This is a genomic window from Nodularia spumigena CCY9414, from assembly GCF_000340565.2.
In the GTDB taxonomy this organism is placed as follows: Bacteria; Cyanobacteriota; Cyanobacteriia; order Cyanobacteriales; family Nostocaceae; genus Nodularia; species Nodularia spumigena.
Map to the genome: position 1 here is coordinate 2,579,471 of NZ_CP007203.1, position 15,314 is coordinate 2,594,784.

The window sequence follows — 15,314 nt, forward strand, 5'->3', positions numbered from 1 at the left end:
AGGGGGGAACTAGAATCAAAGTCCCCCTTTTTCTACGCCGAAGGCGCATCCCCGAAGGGGTTTAGGGGGATTTAGGGGGATCAGATCACTTGTGTGTACAGCGTAGCCTTTCTAAGGGGGGTTGGGGGGATCAAACTTATGAAAATCAGCAATTTCCATTTACCTTATAATCCACAACTGGTAGAAAGGGCTAAAACCCTGAGAAAAAATATGACAAAAGCAGAAAAAAAGCTCTGGTATGATTACTTAAGAACTTTTCAATTTCGAGTACATCGTCAAAGACCTATAGATAATTTTATTGTTGACTTTTATTGTCCAAATTTAAGCCTGGTAATAGAGGTAGATGGGGAAAGCCATAGTACAGATTTAGCTCAAAATTATGATCGAGAAAGGACACAAATATTAGAAGGATATGGATTAAGAATTATTCGTTTTACTAATCAAGAAGTGTTAAATTCTTTTGAAGGGGTGTGTGCAACAATTGAAGAATTGATCCCCCCAACCCCCCTTAAGAAGGGGGGCTAATTTGATGCGATGGTGTATCAGATATTTTAAAAGTTTTATTGTCGGTAGCAAAACGTTTTAGATCCCCCTAAATCCCCCTAAACCCCTTCGGGGATGCGCCTTCGGCGTAGGAAAAGGGGGACTTTGATTTTAGATCCCGTTAAATCGCCCTAAACCCCTTCGGGGATGCGCCTTCGGCGTAGAAAAAGGGGGACTTTAAGAAATTAGGGGGGATCGAAACGCTGTTAAGCAACTTGATAAGACTTGTGTGTACACCGTAACCTTTTTAAGGGGGGCTAGGGGGGATCATTAAGTGCCTAAAATCACAGCCGGACACTTTTAAAACAACCGCTAAGAAGATGTTTGTTTCCACTTATCTAAGATATCTTTAAAGACGAGTTCTTCTATCCAAGTTTTTGCAACTACCGCCAAGGGTAACGCCATGATTAATCCCAAAGCACCAAAAAAGCCTGCGAAGAAGAGTTGGGCGGTGAGGGTAAAGGCTGGTAACAGCGACACCTGTTTGGCCATGACTGTGGGTGTTAGCCAGTAGCTTTCTATATTTTGAATGATGAGGTATAAGATGAGAACAGCGATCGCTTTCCAAGGTGCATCCAGAAAGCCGATGGTCATTGGTAAAATGACGCTTAAGGTGGGACCAATATTGGGAATAAAGTTGAGTAATCCTGCTAGTACAGCATGAGCGAGTGCTAAGGGTACTCGTAAAACTAGCAATCCTAACAGACTCAAAAAGCCAATAAATACCATTGTAATCAAAGCCCCAACTGTCCAGTGTCCCAAACCTTCGCCGCATAACGTGAGAATTTCTTCCACCCGATGGCGGTAAAATGATGGAAAACAGCGTACAAAAACTTTACGATAGGGTTGGGGATTCACTAACAGCATTAAAGTGAGAATTATTACCAGTAACAATTCTAAGACCGCAGTAAATCCAGTGGAGAAAAACCCGATCGCTTGTCTGAGGAGATTCTCAGTTAATGGCTGAAGTTGTTGAATTAAATTGTTAATATCTGGTAAATTTGTGATGTATGGTCCGACGATTGTACCTTCTAACCAAATGATCATCTGCTGAATTTGAGCTACTCCAGTGGGAAACAACTGCACTAATTCCTCAAATTGGTCGATAAAAGGTGGCACAATTAACACGAAACAACCAATTAACACAATTAGGACAATTAGCAGACTCAGCCACACAGCCCAAATTCGCTGCATCCCTGACCGTTGAAACCTCTGCACTAGTTGGCTAATGGCTGTTGCTAGCACTATGGCTGTAAATAAGAGTAACAATAATCGGCGAATTTCCCAAAGAATATACAGTGAAATAACCAGCGCAAAAAATCCCAACAATTGCCCGATTTTCATGTTTTTCTTTACTCCTATATCTAGTTAATTAATCTAATTTTTTACACCCCAATAATTGTCTATTAAGAGTAGGCGATCGCCACCATCCAAAAATGACTTGAAAGCAATTTTCAACCAATATTAACAATATTGTACCAGTGCAACCGCATTGATTGTCACAATATTTTTTATCGCTATATAGGACTCCTATTTGATTTCTGTTGGCGTAGCCTGCGCTTTGCGCTTACAACTCAAAAAGCTGTTTCCTACGGACCACTCCCCACCTACGCAAGTAAGTATGGCTACGCCACGCAAGCTATCAAAAATCAAAGCGGATTACTATAACTAGTTACAATAGCGGAGTTAAAGTATTTTATAGGACTTACGCAAAAATTACGGAATAACGTTCGCGGAGCGTGCCGGAGGCATACCACACCAGACGCAGAGGACACAGAGGAATAAGGGTTTGAGAGGATTTGTGCGTAAGTCCTGTTTTAATCAGCAATATCAACAGACAAGTTGTTTGGGAAATTATCTCAAAAGATAGATGTGCATTTAATGATTAATTCCTAATCATTTGTGAAATAAATTAAGTTTTCTATTTATCCAATGATTTGAGATGATTTCCACTTGTGCAAATTAACCAGTAATTCTGATAAATTAAGTATGAAAAATCAATTATCCCATATTTTATGGGCTGTAGGCGCAGCGATGACGCTGGTTTTAACTGGGTGTGAACAGGTGGTTGAATATTTACCACCGTTACCTAGAGTCGAAATTCCATCAGGTCAGCCACCACAACCGCCACAACCCACTCAATCTGCTACGACTAACCAAATCGAGATTGCAGTTCGACAACGCATTAATGAGGTGCGTCAAAATGAAGACCTCCACCCTCTAGAGCATAATGAGAAACTAGCACAGGTTGCTCGTAATTACAGCCGACAAATGGCAGAAAACAACTTTTTCAGTCACACCGGTAATGATGACAGCACTCTCCAAGACAGAGTAAGGGCTGGTGGTATGATCTACTGGGTAGTAGGTGAAAATCTCTTCAAAAGTACAAATGTTCCTCAACCTGTAAAAGTCGCGGTGGAAGGTTGGATGGAAAGCTCCGGACATCGGGAGAATATTCTCCGTCCGGTTTTTACAGAAACGGGTGTAGGAGTTTGGCGAGTTGACAACACATATTACATCACTCAGTTATTCTTGCGGCGTTAAGGTAATCGGCTGTGATTTTAACTCACATCTTGCATCTGTCGCAATAACCCGCCGGAGGTTCCAACCTGCTTATCCTTCTCAGGTATTAAATATTGGTGCAAGTATTGACTGATAGACTGATTTTATAGGTGATTAAACTCTAGAACATTTCTGTCTCATGATAGTAATAAAAAGATGGCGATAATTGTAGAAAGATAAGATAGAAATTAAAATAAAATGCTTAATATTTCAATACTGTAGCCAAATTACGAGGGTGAGATGATAATGCTTCAACCATGAACTCCCGTTTCTTGCTAGGCTTGGCAAAAACAATCAGTCCTAAAAATTCCTTGAAGGTTTCCCACAAGGGTTTTTTAATGTATTGACGGTAGGATAAGGGTTTTAGATTCTAAACAACCTTTTTCTCGAAACGCTTATGTATGCTTGTTTTTGCCGTTTTTGCCAAAAATTATCAAGGCTCTTATTTTGGCTAAGGTATTGCTTAATTAACTACCTTTCCTCTTCTCCTCTACCCCTTCGTTGAAGGTACTACTAAATTAAGGAGTAAATTTGCAATTATGCGAGTAACTGTCGGCCCACCAATTCTGATGATTAATCATGGTAGTACCTTCATGGCTACTGACTTGGCTGGAGAAATTAACCCCCATAGTCATTTAGGACTTTTTTCAGATGATACGAGATTTTTAAGTCATTATGCTTGCTACGTTGATGGTAGCCCTTGGATTCGCCTAACTTCCGCAACCACAACATATTATGCAGCGCGCGTTTATCTGATAAATCCTCAGTTCACTTCTAGACAAGGCAAAATTGCTCAAGGTGATTTATCTTTAATCATTAGCCGGACAGTAGAACAGGGAATACATGAGGATCTTGATATTACAAATAATAGCTCCAAACCTGTCAAGTTTAATCTAGAAATTGCCCTCGGTTCCGACTTTGCCGATATTTTTGAAGTGGAATCACAGCAATGTGTGCGTCGGGGACATATTGAAACGAGATGGCGAGAAGCAGAAAATCAGTTAGAAACGAGCTATAAAAACGACACATTTTACCGTTGTTTGATTTACAAACCTTGTAACTTTACATCTCAACCCCACTATGCAAACGGTCGCGTTACCTTTGAGATATCATTAGAACCGAGTCAAACTTGGCACACCTGCTGTAAATATAATCTGATTGATAATAAGCACGTGCGTGAAGCCGTTGATTTCTGTTGTGAAGACATGGTAAATCCCACCACCATCAATACAGAAATTGAAAGGTTGCATTGTCAATGGCGGGACTCGGTAACTGGTATTGTCTGCGCCAATGAGGATGTAGTGCGACTTTATCGCCAGTCAGTTGAGGATTTAGGTTCACTGCGATTATATGACTACGATTTTGAACCGGATATTTGGCTACCAGCCGCAGGTGTCCCCAAATTTGTGACGCTGTTTGGGCGCGACAGCTTAATTATCAGTCTGCAAAATATGATTATTCATCCGGGTTTTGCTCGTGGGGCGCTGCAAAAATTGGGACAGTTACAAGCGACTGAATTAGATGATTGGCGCGACGCTCAACCGGGTAAGATTCTGCATGAAGTCCGCCAAGGTGAATTAGCGCATTTTGGCAAAGTTCCCCATACTCCTTACTACGGTACAGCCGATGCGACACCTTTATTTCTAATTACTTTGCACGAAACTTGGAAGTGGTTGGGAGATGATTCATTATTGCAGAATAACCGGGATAAAGCATTACGTTGTCTGGAATGGATTGATAATTATGGAGATTTAGACGGCGATGGTTTTCAAGAGTATCAAACCCAATCATCAAGGGGAATTGAAAATCAAGGTTGGAAAGATTCAGGTAATGCAGTTGTCTATCCAGATGGAACTCAGGTAAAAGCACCAAAGGCATTATGTGAATTACAAGGCTATGTTTTTGATGCTTGGATGCGAATGGCGGAGGTGTTTGATGTTTTGGGGGAAGGAAATTTTGCTCAAGAATTACGCATTAAAGCTGCTAAACTGCAAGTAAGATTTGAAGAGCATTTCTGGAGTGAAGATTTAGACTGTTATGTTTTTGCTCTAGATCCACAGAAGAAACCAGTGCGATCGCTCACTTCAAATGCAGGTCATTGTCTGTGGAGTGGTATCGCCAGTCCTGAACGTGCAGCCCGTGTGGTTAAGCGGCTGATGCAACCTGATATGTGGAGTGGTTGGGGTATTCGCACTTTAAGTACCGAAAACCACGCTTATAATCCTTATTCTTATCATTTAGGTTCAATTTGGCCTCATGACAATGGCATCATTGCAATGGGATTTAAACGTTATGGTTTTACTGCGGAAGCAGCCCAAATTGCTGAGGGGATTTTTGATGCAGCCAAGTATTTTGCTAGTTATCGTTTACCAGAACTTTTTGCGGGAATTAAGCGGGAACCAGCAGCTTTCCCAGTTCCTTACATTGAAGCCAATGTGCCTCAAGGCTGGGCTGCTGCATCAGTTTTTCATTTTATCCAAGCAATACTGGGTTTGGAAGCCGATGCGCCCCATCAGTTGCTTTACGTTGACCCACATCTCCCAAAATGGCTACCAGAGATTGAACTTCAGCACGTAGAAATTGGTAATTCCCGCGTGGATTTGCAGTTTTGGCGTGAAGGTGAAATTACCCATTGGGATGCTGTGGTTAAATCTGGTGAGGTGGAGGTGAAACGGCAAACTTGGCAACCTTGGAGAATATAATTTATTAACGAACCACAGAGGCGCAGAGAACGCTGAGGAATGAGGTGGAGAGAGGTTTTGCGTTAGGTGGTTGGGTGTTTTTTTGGAAGTGCCTTCATTAAGGGAGGGAAATTTTTTTTGGGGCTATTCTTGAAGGGTAGTTTTACAGTGAATTTACTACCTGTTTTTAATTCACTGTGTACATCTATACTGCCTGTGTGTGTATAAGCAATTGCTTGAGCGATCGCTAATCCTAATCCAGAACCGCCAGTTTTACGAGAGCGATCGCTATGAACTCGATAAAAGCGATCAAAAATTCTGGGAATCTCTGAATGGGGAATCCCAATACCTGTATCCTGCACCTGAATTACAGCATAATGGTCATTGCGACTTAAATCAATTGTAACTTTTCCCCCTGCTGGTGTATATTGAATAGCATTAACAATTAAATTAGAAAATAGGCGATAAAGCTGATCTTCATTCCCCATAACATTTAGAAATGCAGACATTCCGACCTGACAACTTAATTTTATATTAGAGGCGATCGCTAATGCTGCAAATTCCTCAATTAAGTCACCAATAATATCATTCAAACAACACAAATTATATTGTATAGATACAGCTTGACGGTCTAAACGAGTCAGTAATAATAAATCTGTTACTAGAGTTGTAAGTCGTTGATTTTGACGTTGTATAGTTTTGAGAATATCCCGCGCCTCCGCCTCATCGAGTTGGGACATCAACAGCGTAGATTCCACCGTCGCCTGTGTTGCGGCTAAAGGTGTGCGTAACTCGTGCGCTGCGTCGGCTGTAAATTGCTGAACTTGTTGGTATGAAAGGTAAATTGGCTGCATAGCTAAACCTGCTAACCACCAACTAGCAAAACCCACCAAACCCAAAGCTATTGGTAAACCCAAAGCCAAAGTTAATTTTATAGTTTCCAGATATGTACTAAAATCTTCAAGACTTCGCCCAACTTGAATATAACCCCAATCGCGATTATCTTGAGTGTGTAGAACAAAAGAAATTTGTTGATAAATAATACCTTGATTGTCCTTCAAAGTTTGCCAACTTTCCTGATTAAACTCAGAAGATAAACCCGTTGGATAAGCGCCAGCAATAGCAATCAAACCTTTAGAATTATCAAAAAAACGCACATAATAATTACTTTGATTAATAGCACTTAAAACATGACGCTGAGAACTTGACTGTACTTGAATACAACCTTCACCAACTGCACAAATATTAGGTAAAAGTTGCCCCATCACAGGTGACAACTTCCCTGGTTCCTGTAACTTCAATTCAATACTATCATGTAGAGTTCCCGCCACAGATTCCAACTCACGATTTAAAGTTACCCATTGAGTATGAGAAACCACCCGATAAACCCCATACTCGCACAGGCTAAAAATCACAGCCATCACCAGCGCATACCACAAACTCAAACGTAACCGCGTCTGCCGAAACAGCTTATTCTCATTCATCCTCTCTAACTCTAAACTCTCCGCGCCTCTGCGCCTCTGCGTGAGACATTAATTAAAATTAAACCGATAACCCAAACCATGTAAAGTTTCAATCATATTCTCACACCCACCATTAACCAACTTCCGACGCAACAAACGCATTTGAGCCGCCACCACATTACTAACAGGTTCCGCATTCACCTCCCAAAGCTGATTCCGAATTTGTTCAGTAGTCAGAATTTGATTTGGGTGCTTCATAAAATACTCTAATAACTGAAACTCCTTATAAGTCAAAGTAATTTCCTGGACATTCCCCACAGCATCTTGACTAGAAACTACATTATTACCGTAATCTAAAGTCAGATTACCCACAGTTAACTTTTGAGGTTGAAATTGAGGAGACCTTCTTTGCAAAGCGCGTAACCGTGCTAACAATTCCGCCATTCCAAAAGGCTTAACCAAATAATCATCAGCCCCTGCATCTAACCCAGTAACTTTATCCTCCATGCTGTCCTTAGCAGTCAGCATCAAAATAGGAAGAGAATTCTGATGTTTCCGCAATCTTTTACACAATTCTAAGCCAGAAATTTTCGGCAACATCCAATCAAAAATAGCTAAAGTATACTCAGTCCAGCTATCTTCTAAATATCCCCATGCTTCATCTCCGTCAATTACCCAATCAACTAAATACTTTTGTTGAGTAAGAGTCCGTTTAATAGCAGCACCTAAATCCGGTTCATCTTCGACAAGTAATACCCTCATTACCCTTTTATGCCAAAATTTGTTGTAAATTTAAAGTAAAACCGGGAAGTACATCTTCACCTGATAAACTGGTAGGAGATTGTAAAACTTCTGGTGGTTGATGAGGACGATAAACTTCTACTTGTTGGTCATGGGGATTAATTAACCAACCAAGTTGTAAACCATTAGCTAAATATTCCCGCATCTTGGCTTGAGTATCTGCGACATCATCAGTTTCAGAAACCAATTCCACAGCAAAATCAGGACACAAAGGCAAAAATTTCTTTCTTTGCTGGGGAGTGAGACTATCCCATTTTTCCATCCTTATCCAAGCAGCATCAGGAGAACGAGTTGCACCATTGGGAAGTTTAAAGCCAGTGGAAGAATCAAAAGCTTTACCCAAGTTATATTGACGGTTCCAAAACCATACTTGACCTAATAAATCAAAATTACGGTTTCCCGTTTCTCCCCCAGTTGGTGACATGATAACTAATTCCCCTTCAGCAGATAATTCCAAACGTAAATCCTTGTTAGCAGCAACAACCTGGGCAAATTCGTCATCAGTAAATTGTAAATGATTAGGTAATTGTAAAGTTAAAGCGCTCATAATTAATTCCTCCAGCCTCTAAAACATAGGAACTGCATCTTCTAACCATTATCGGTTAAAACTAAAACGCCCGTTAACCGTTTCGCCTTTAACATCTGCGGTAATTCTGACCTGATATTGTCCTGATGCTGCTTCATTGAGCATAGCCATATAGTGTTTACCTTCAGCATCATAAGTAAAAGGAAGAGTTTTTTCCGTACCATCAGGCGTTTGAATTTGAGCCGTGACATTAGCATTAGGTACAGTTTCGTGAGTATCACCAGTCAGCAAATATAAATCCAAGTGACTTCCCCCAGCTTCTTTATCAGCTAAGAACTCTAAATGATAGCTTCCGGTTTCCACAACTTGACCACCTTTACTTGCGCCATGCTCGTGATTTGATTTCGTTACAGGCGCAACAGAATCAGCCGGAATTTCAGCACTAGAAGTAGCTGGATTTTCTGTGTTAACTACTGGATTAGTATTACTACAAGCGCCCACAAAAAGCAGTCCTGTACATCCTAAAATAAGCAAGTTTGATGTTATTGATTTACTGTTTTTCATTAGTTATACAAATTTTGTTCTAATATGAGAACGAACCGCAAAGGACGCAAAGTACACGAAGGAAGAAGGAAGAAGGAAGAAGGAAGAAGGAAAGTGGTAAAGTATATACTTATTTACTATTCCTAAATTGCTCCTACAGCTTTACCGTTTTTCAAATTTACAGAAGGCTGTATTTGCTTCGGTATCAAGAACTTACCAAATTGAGCATACAAAGCAGGTAAAACCAACAAAGTTAAAGCCGTAGAAGTAAACAAACCACCCAAAACAACCACAGCCAAAGGCTGCAAAATTTCCTTACCAGCACCCGTCCCCACCACCAAAGGAACCATTCCCAAAGCCGAAGTTAAAGCCGTCATTAAAATCGCCACTAAACGCTCCATAGAACCCTGAAAAATCACCTCCTTTAAAGGCATTCCCTCCGCCAACTTGTGATTATAATTATCTACTAATAACAAACCGTTACGTGTAGCCACCCCAAACAAAGTAATAAACCCCACCAACGAAGCCACAGAAATAATTCCCCCTCCCAGCGCAATAGAAAAGATACCCCCCACCAGTGCGAGAGGTAAATTAACCATAATCATTAACATAGCCGCAACAGACTTAACAGCAAAATACATTAAAACTGCGATCGCCACAAATGCTATGCCCCCAAATAACAGTAGATTTGCGGTGGCGCGTTGTTCTGATTCAAACTGTCCGCCGTATTGGATAAAGTAACCTGTGGGTAACTGTATTGACTGACTGATTTTGGTTTGAATTTCATCTACCACAGAACCTAAATCTCGACCAGAAACATTTGCAGATACAACTATCAAACGTGAAACATTTTCGCGGTTAATCGTATTCGGTCCAGTTCCATAGTTTATACTGGCGACTTGAGCGAGGGGGATTTTTTGACCTGTGGGAGTATCTACTAATAAGTTACGAATAATGTCTAAATTATTGCGTGATTCCGGCTGTAACCACACCACCAAATCAAATAATTGTTGTCCTTCCAGCACTTGAGAAACAACTCGCCCATTCAGTGCTGTTTCTAGAGTATGACTCAAGTTACCTACAGTTAAACCATAACGGGCTGCGGCTTCTCTGCTAAATTTAATTTGTACCTGTCGAATGGGGACTTGGGGTTCGAGTTGTAAATCTACCAGTCCCGGAACATCCCCCATAACATCCTCAATTTCTGACCCCAAACGGCGTAATTCTGGTAAATCAGGGCCAAATATTTTCACTGCGATCGCACTTCTTACTCCTGATAATACCTCATCCATGCGATGGGAAATAAAACCGCCAATACTGGGCGCAACTCCGGGTATTTTAGCAAACTCAGCGCGTAGCTTCTCAATACTCGCTTCTCGATTCTGCAAACCTTCTGCACTCAATTCCACATCTAAGTGACCCAAATTCACCCCCCCAGCATCTGCATCACCAGGGGCGCGTCCAGACCTTAACTGCACAGTTTTAAATCGTTTGTCGTCCTTGAGTGCATCCTGCAAAGCAAATCCCACTTGATTTGTCGCATCTAGAGAACTTCCAGGATAAAGCACCATTGCATTGACTAAAGATGATTCCTGAAACTCAGGTAAAAATACCCGTCCCAAAGTCGGCAAAATTACCAAAGAGGCAATTAAGGAAGCTGTAGCTACAACTAAAATAACTTTGGGAAAACCCGTAGCAAAACTGAGGAGAGGACGATAAAGGCGCTGGGTTAAAGCACTTACCCAAGTATCATCTGTGGGTAGTTGTCGATTTGCGAGTAAAATCGCGCACAGTGCTGGGGATAGAGTCATAGCCACGAAAGTTGAAGCAAAAATTGACACCAAATAGGCGACACCCATCGGCGCAAATATCCGACCTTCCACACCTGTGAGGGTGAAAATGGGTGCAAAGACAACGCCGATAATTACTGTAGAAAAAATTACGCTGACTCTCACAGCCACAGAGGTATCATAAACCACCTTAAAAGGATGCACCGGATTTTTGGCTGCTTGGTTCTGTCTTAGTCCCCGATAACAATTTTCCATGTCCACAATGGAGTCATCGACTACCGAACCAATAGCTACGGCTAAACCTCCCAGAGTCATGGTATTAATACCCTGACCAAACCAGCCGAGAATCATCATCCCAATTAATACTGATAGAGGAATGGCGCTTAAGGTAATGATGGCGGTGCGCCAGTTCATCAAAAACATTAACAGGATAATGCAGACGATAATTATCCCATCTCTGAGGGAACTGGTAACATTTTGGATAGCAGCTGTAATAAAGTTTTCTTGGCGAAAGGTTTCTGTAACTGTGACATCTGCGGGTAAGCCAGCTTTCACTTCTGACATCGCCTGTTCGATGGCTTTAGTAACTGTGGGTGTATCGTTTTGCGGTTGTTTGTTAATGAGAACTACAACGGCTGGCTGACCATCCAAGCTACCATCCCCACGCTTTAAACCTGCACCAATGCGGACATCTGCCACATCTTGCAGTAACACAGGTGTATTATTACGAGAAGTTATAGCTGATTTCCCTAGTTCTTCAATAGACTCAATCCGCCCCAAGCCACGAATAATTAGCTCTTGGTCTGGATTTATCAAAAAACCCCCCGCAGCGTTAACGTTAGCTTCTCTAGTGGCGGCTGTGACTTCATCTAGGGTGACGTTAAAGGCTTGCAGTTTGGCAGGATTTACTAAAACCTGATATTGACGCACATCACCACCATAAGCAATTACTTGAGAAACACCGGGTACAGCTAGCAGCCGATTGGTAATATCTCTGTCTACTAAGCGCCGCACTTCCATGAGTGGGAGAGTTTCTGAGGTGAAGGCGTACTGTAAAACTGTGGCGATGGGGGAAGTAATGGGGGAAATTTGCGGGTTTTCTATACCTTCTGGTAGTTTTTGTTGTGCTTGTTGTAACCTTTCTGTTATTAGTTGTCTGGCTTGATAAACGTCTGTGTTCCAGTTGAAGATGACTTTGACGACGGATATTCCTACGGCTGAGGCGGAACGGACGGTTTCTACTCCTGGTGTACCGTTGACTGCGCTTTCAATTGGTAGGGTAATTAGGGTTTCTATTTCTTCGGGTGCTAGTCCTGGGGCTTCTGTTTGAATTTCTACTTGGGGTGGGGCGAAGTCGGGGAGGACATCTAGGGGCATCTGGGTGATGTTATATACTCCTAAGCAGGTGATGATGATGGCGCTGAGGACTACTATCCAGCGTTGGATTATTGACCATTTGAGGATTGTGTTTAGCATGGAGGTGGAGGAGGATTTTTAACGCAAAGGGGCGCGGAGGTTAGCGCAAAGGTACGCGGAGGGTTATTTGGTGTGGTGAGGAGTTTTTTGGTCTATGTGGGGTTTCGATTGGCGGTGGTGTGTCCAGACGGCTCCTGTGATGAAGGCTAAACAGGCGATCGCACTTCCACTAATTCCTATCAGCCACGGTGGTAAACTTGATGTTGTGATCACGGGTGTGTGTTCTTGTTCTGGTGTTGTGGTTGGATTTCCACTCCGCAAGGTTTGAGCATACAGTTGGGGCGCACGTTGAGTTACTATTAAGTCTCCCTCGAATAAGCCTGTTTTGACTTCTACCATGTCGCCGGAGGTTTGACTCAAGGTGACTTCTACTGGTTGATAGGCGTTACCGTTTTTTATGTATACTTGTTTGATATTATTGGCTTCTACTACAGCTGAACTGGGTATGGTTAAGATGGGTGCAGATGTTTCGTCAGTGAGAACTTCTAATTCTGCAAACATCCCTGGTTTCAGGATTCCTCCTGGGTTACTAATTTCAGCTTTCACGGGGATAACTCGCGTTTGACCTCCGACTACAGACCCAATGACGGTAATACGTCCAGTAAATGTCCGGTCAGGTAAAGAAGCAATTCTGACTAATATCTGTTGTCCGCTTCTGACTCGCTCTAAATCTTTTTCATATATATTAGCTGTGGCAAATACCCGACTATCGTTAACAATGGTCATCAGTTTGTCCCCTGCGTCCTGGAAGGATTGACCAAGGGTAACTTCCCGGTTTGCAACCGTACCGGAAATTGGGGCTGTAATTGTGACTAATCCTTTAGCATTACCACGAATACCTAATTGTTGCAGCCGAGTTTCATAAATATTATTACTGAGACTCACTCGTGATTTAGCTACTTCCACAGCAGCTTGGGCGCGTTGGACTTGATTTTGAGCCGCAATCACATCACGACTGCTGTTAGCTGTAGCTAGTTGTGATTTAGCTTGAGCGAGTTGAGTTTGGGACTCTAAAGCATTACGCTGTGGTAAAGCTCCCGCATCAGCTAATTCTTGGTCTTTGCTGTACTTTTCTTGAGCAAAAGCGATTTGAGTTTGGGCTTCGGCGATTTCGGCAGCAGAAATTTCTTGAAAGCGATGATAATTTTGTTGAGCCAATTTTAAATCAGCTTGGGCTTGTTGTAATTCCGCCCGACCTTGTGCCAATTTTTCCTCAGACTCCACCCGCAGCGATACCAACTCAGGACTAGACACCACAGCCACAGGTTGACCACGTTTAACCACAGTCCCAGGTTCAACCAATAACTCTACCACTTTCGCCCCAGCAATAGGAGTAGTCACTTGGGCTTCTTGACTAGGTAAAGTTTCTATCTGTCCAGTGGATTTAATACTCACAGCTAATGGCTGGCGTTTCACTGGTTCAACTTTAATACCTAGCCGTTGAGAAGTTTGAGCATCAACTTGAATTGGAGTCACAGAAGGAGTAGCATCACCTCCACTATGAAACTCATCACCATGTCCAGGATGAGCAACTACTACTAGAGGATTAGCCAATAAAAACAGACTCAGCACCGCTAAAAATGCTGGGGAACGCAGAGAATTAGGCATCGCAATCAAAAATCCTTACACCACGTCTTACTTACTTCTTACTTCTTACTTCTTACTTCTTACTTCTTACTTCTTACTTCTTACTTCTTACTTCTTACTTCTTACTTCTTTCTTCTTTCTTCTTCCTTTGTGACCTTTGCGTACTTTGCGGTTCGTTCCTCATAATTACTTCTGATACCAAGCTTGTCGCCACTGCTTCATTTGATTAATTTCCGTTTCTTGCGCCTGAATAATCTCCTCAGCCAATTTCTTCATTTCCCGACGCTGAGACTTCTGCAAAACATCTTGAGCCATAACTAAAGCCCCTTCATGGTGAGGAATCATCCCATTAATAAAGCGCAAATCAAACTCAGCATCAGCCGCACCCAAATCCATGCTCATCATCATGGCTTGCTTTTGCTCAGGAGTCATCTCCATCATGTTACCCATTTCGCCATGATGAGCCATTGCTTTATCCCCAGCATTAGGATACCAAGCTGAACGCCACTGCTGCATCTGAGCAATTTCCTGATTTTGGGCTTTAATGATTTCGTCTGCTAGCTCCTTAATTTCAGGACGTTGTGATTTTTCCTGAGCTTCCTGAGCCATAACCACCGCCCCTTGATGGTGAACAATCATCCCATCAATGAACCGTAAATCATAGCTAGCATCGGCTGGCCCTAAATCCATTGAGTGATTCATACCACCGTGCTGCATTTGCTGGCTGTCGCTTGTTTCGGTTACAGTTGTATTTGGGTTGTTGGCATTTTCGGAACTCGTTGTAGAACAAGCCGTCAAAACTCCGCCAGATAAAGATGTCAACACGACAAAGCTCAACGCCAGAAATTTATTTTTCACAGATAAAATTTGCATAACTCTCATCCACAAGACATAACTCCGATTATATGATCAACTCTCTAGTTAACTAGACAGTCAAGCTGTGCAGTGATGTTTAACCCACTATTGAGCATGGCAGACAAAGATGAAACCAGGATGAAATGCTGCTATTCCCTAATTACAATAGAAGATAAACATCGCCTCAAGGTGATTGGGCATTTATTCCCCAAAAGTGCTAAACCAGCCACAGTGGAGCGAATTATTGTTTTCTTAGTGGGTGCAGACATATTTTCTACTCCTTGATTAATTTTTTGATATCCTGAATCTATTTTAAAGTCTCTAGTCAACTAGAGAGTCAAGGGATTCATAAAACTTTTTTCTTAACACTCAAGACGCTAACCCCAAAGATACATATAAACTCTCTATCATTTGCTAGAGGCGGAAGTAATTACATTTATTTATACTTTCAGTGATATTTATCACTCATTAACCTCATCCCATTACA

Annotated in this window: 12 protein-coding genes; 4 read left to right on the forward strand and 8 right to left on the reverse strand. The window is 41.9% G+C overall.

Translation table 11 applies throughout. From position 1 onward, the window contains the following. Positions 1 to 138: 138 nt before the first annotated feature. Complete coding sequence (locus tag NSP_RS11465) at positions 139 to 525, forward strand: endonuclease domain-containing protein (protein WP_006196457.1); 387 nt, start codon at positions 139 to 141, stop codon at positions 523 to 525. Positions 526 to 855: 330 nt separating this feature from the next. On the opposite strand, the gene NSP_RS11470 is transcribed toward NSP_RS11465, so the two are convergent. Beyond that, positions 856 to 1,887, reverse strand: a complete 1,032-nt coding sequence (locus tag NSP_RS11470; protein ID WP_006196459.1) for an AI-2E family transporter — start codon at positions 1,885 to 1,887, stop codon at positions 856 to 858. A 645-nt stretch (positions 1,888 to 2,532) separates the two neighbouring features. Here NSP_RS11470 and NSP_RS11475 point away from each other — a divergent pair. Further along, positions 2,533 to 3,087, forward strand: a complete 555-nt coding sequence (locus NSP_RS11475) for a CAP domain-containing protein (protein ID WP_006196460.1) — start codon at positions 2,533 to 2,535, stop codon at positions 3,085 to 3,087. Between the two features lie 557 nt (positions 3,088 to 3,644). Further along, complete coding sequence (locus NSP_RS11480) at positions 3,645 to 5,807, forward strand: amylo-alpha-1,6-glucosidase (RefSeq protein WP_006196461.1); 2,163 nt, start codon at positions 3,645 to 3,647, stop codon at positions 5,805 to 5,807. Positions 5,808 to 5,869: 62 nt separating this feature from the next. Here the strand turns inward: NSP_RS11480 and rppB are convergent, their stop codons facing one another. The 7 genes from rppB to NSP_RS11515 form a co-directional block, all read right to left on the reverse strand. After that, positions 5,870 to 7,270 (reverse strand): two-component system sensor histidine kinase RppB, encoded by a 1,401-nt coding sequence (gene rppB / locus NSP_RS11485; protein WP_006196463.1) that lies wholly within the window; start codon positions 7,268 to 7,270, stop codon positions 5,870 to 5,872. Between the two features lie 48 nt (positions 7,271 to 7,318). Next, positions 7,319 to 8,011, reverse strand: coding sequence for a two-component system response regulator RppA (rppA, locus tag NSP_RS11490; RefSeq protein WP_006196464.1), 693 nt, complete (start codon positions 8,009 to 8,011; stop codon positions 7,319 to 7,321). A 7-nt stretch (positions 8,012 to 8,018) separates the two neighbouring features. Then, positions 8,019 to 8,597, reverse strand: coding sequence for a Uma2 family endonuclease (locus NSP_RS11495; RefSeq protein ID WP_006196466.1), 579 nt, complete (start codon positions 8,595 to 8,597; stop codon positions 8,019 to 8,021). A 48-nt stretch (positions 8,598 to 8,645) separates the two neighbouring features. After that, complete coding sequence (locus tag NSP_RS11500; protein WP_006196467.1) at positions 8,646 to 9,140, reverse strand: hypothetical protein; 495 nt, start codon at positions 9,138 to 9,140, stop codon at positions 8,646 to 8,648. Positions 9,141 to 9,262: 122 nt separating this feature from the next. Beyond that, the gene (locus tag NSP_RS11505) at positions 9,263 to 12,385 is read right to left on the reverse strand and encodes an efflux RND transporter permease subunit (RefSeq protein WP_071839295.1); all 3,123 of its coding nucleotides are present in this window, start codon (positions 12,383 to 12,385) and stop codon (positions 9,263 to 9,265) included. Positions 12,386 to 12,448: 63 nt separating this feature from the next. Continuing rightward, complete coding sequence (locus tag NSP_RS11510; protein ID WP_006196470.1) at positions 12,449 to 13,993, reverse strand: efflux RND transporter periplasmic adaptor subunit; 1,545 nt, start codon at positions 13,991 to 13,993, stop codon at positions 12,449 to 12,451. Between the two features lie 165 nt (positions 13,994 to 14,158). Next, positions 14,159 to 14,845 (reverse strand): DUF305 domain-containing protein, encoded by a 687-nt coding sequence (locus tag NSP_RS11515; protein WP_006196472.1) that lies wholly within the window; start codon positions 14,843 to 14,845, stop codon positions 14,159 to 14,161. 75 nt (positions 14,846 to 14,920) lie between these two features. Between NSP_RS11515 and NSP_RS25985 the strand changes: the two genes are divergently transcribed. Beyond that, positions 14,921 to 15,112, forward strand: coding sequence for a hypothetical protein (locus NSP_RS25985; RefSeq protein ID WP_157133656.1), 192 nt, complete (start codon positions 14,921 to 14,923; stop codon positions 15,110 to 15,112). Positions 15,113 to 15,314: the final 202 nt, after the last annotated feature.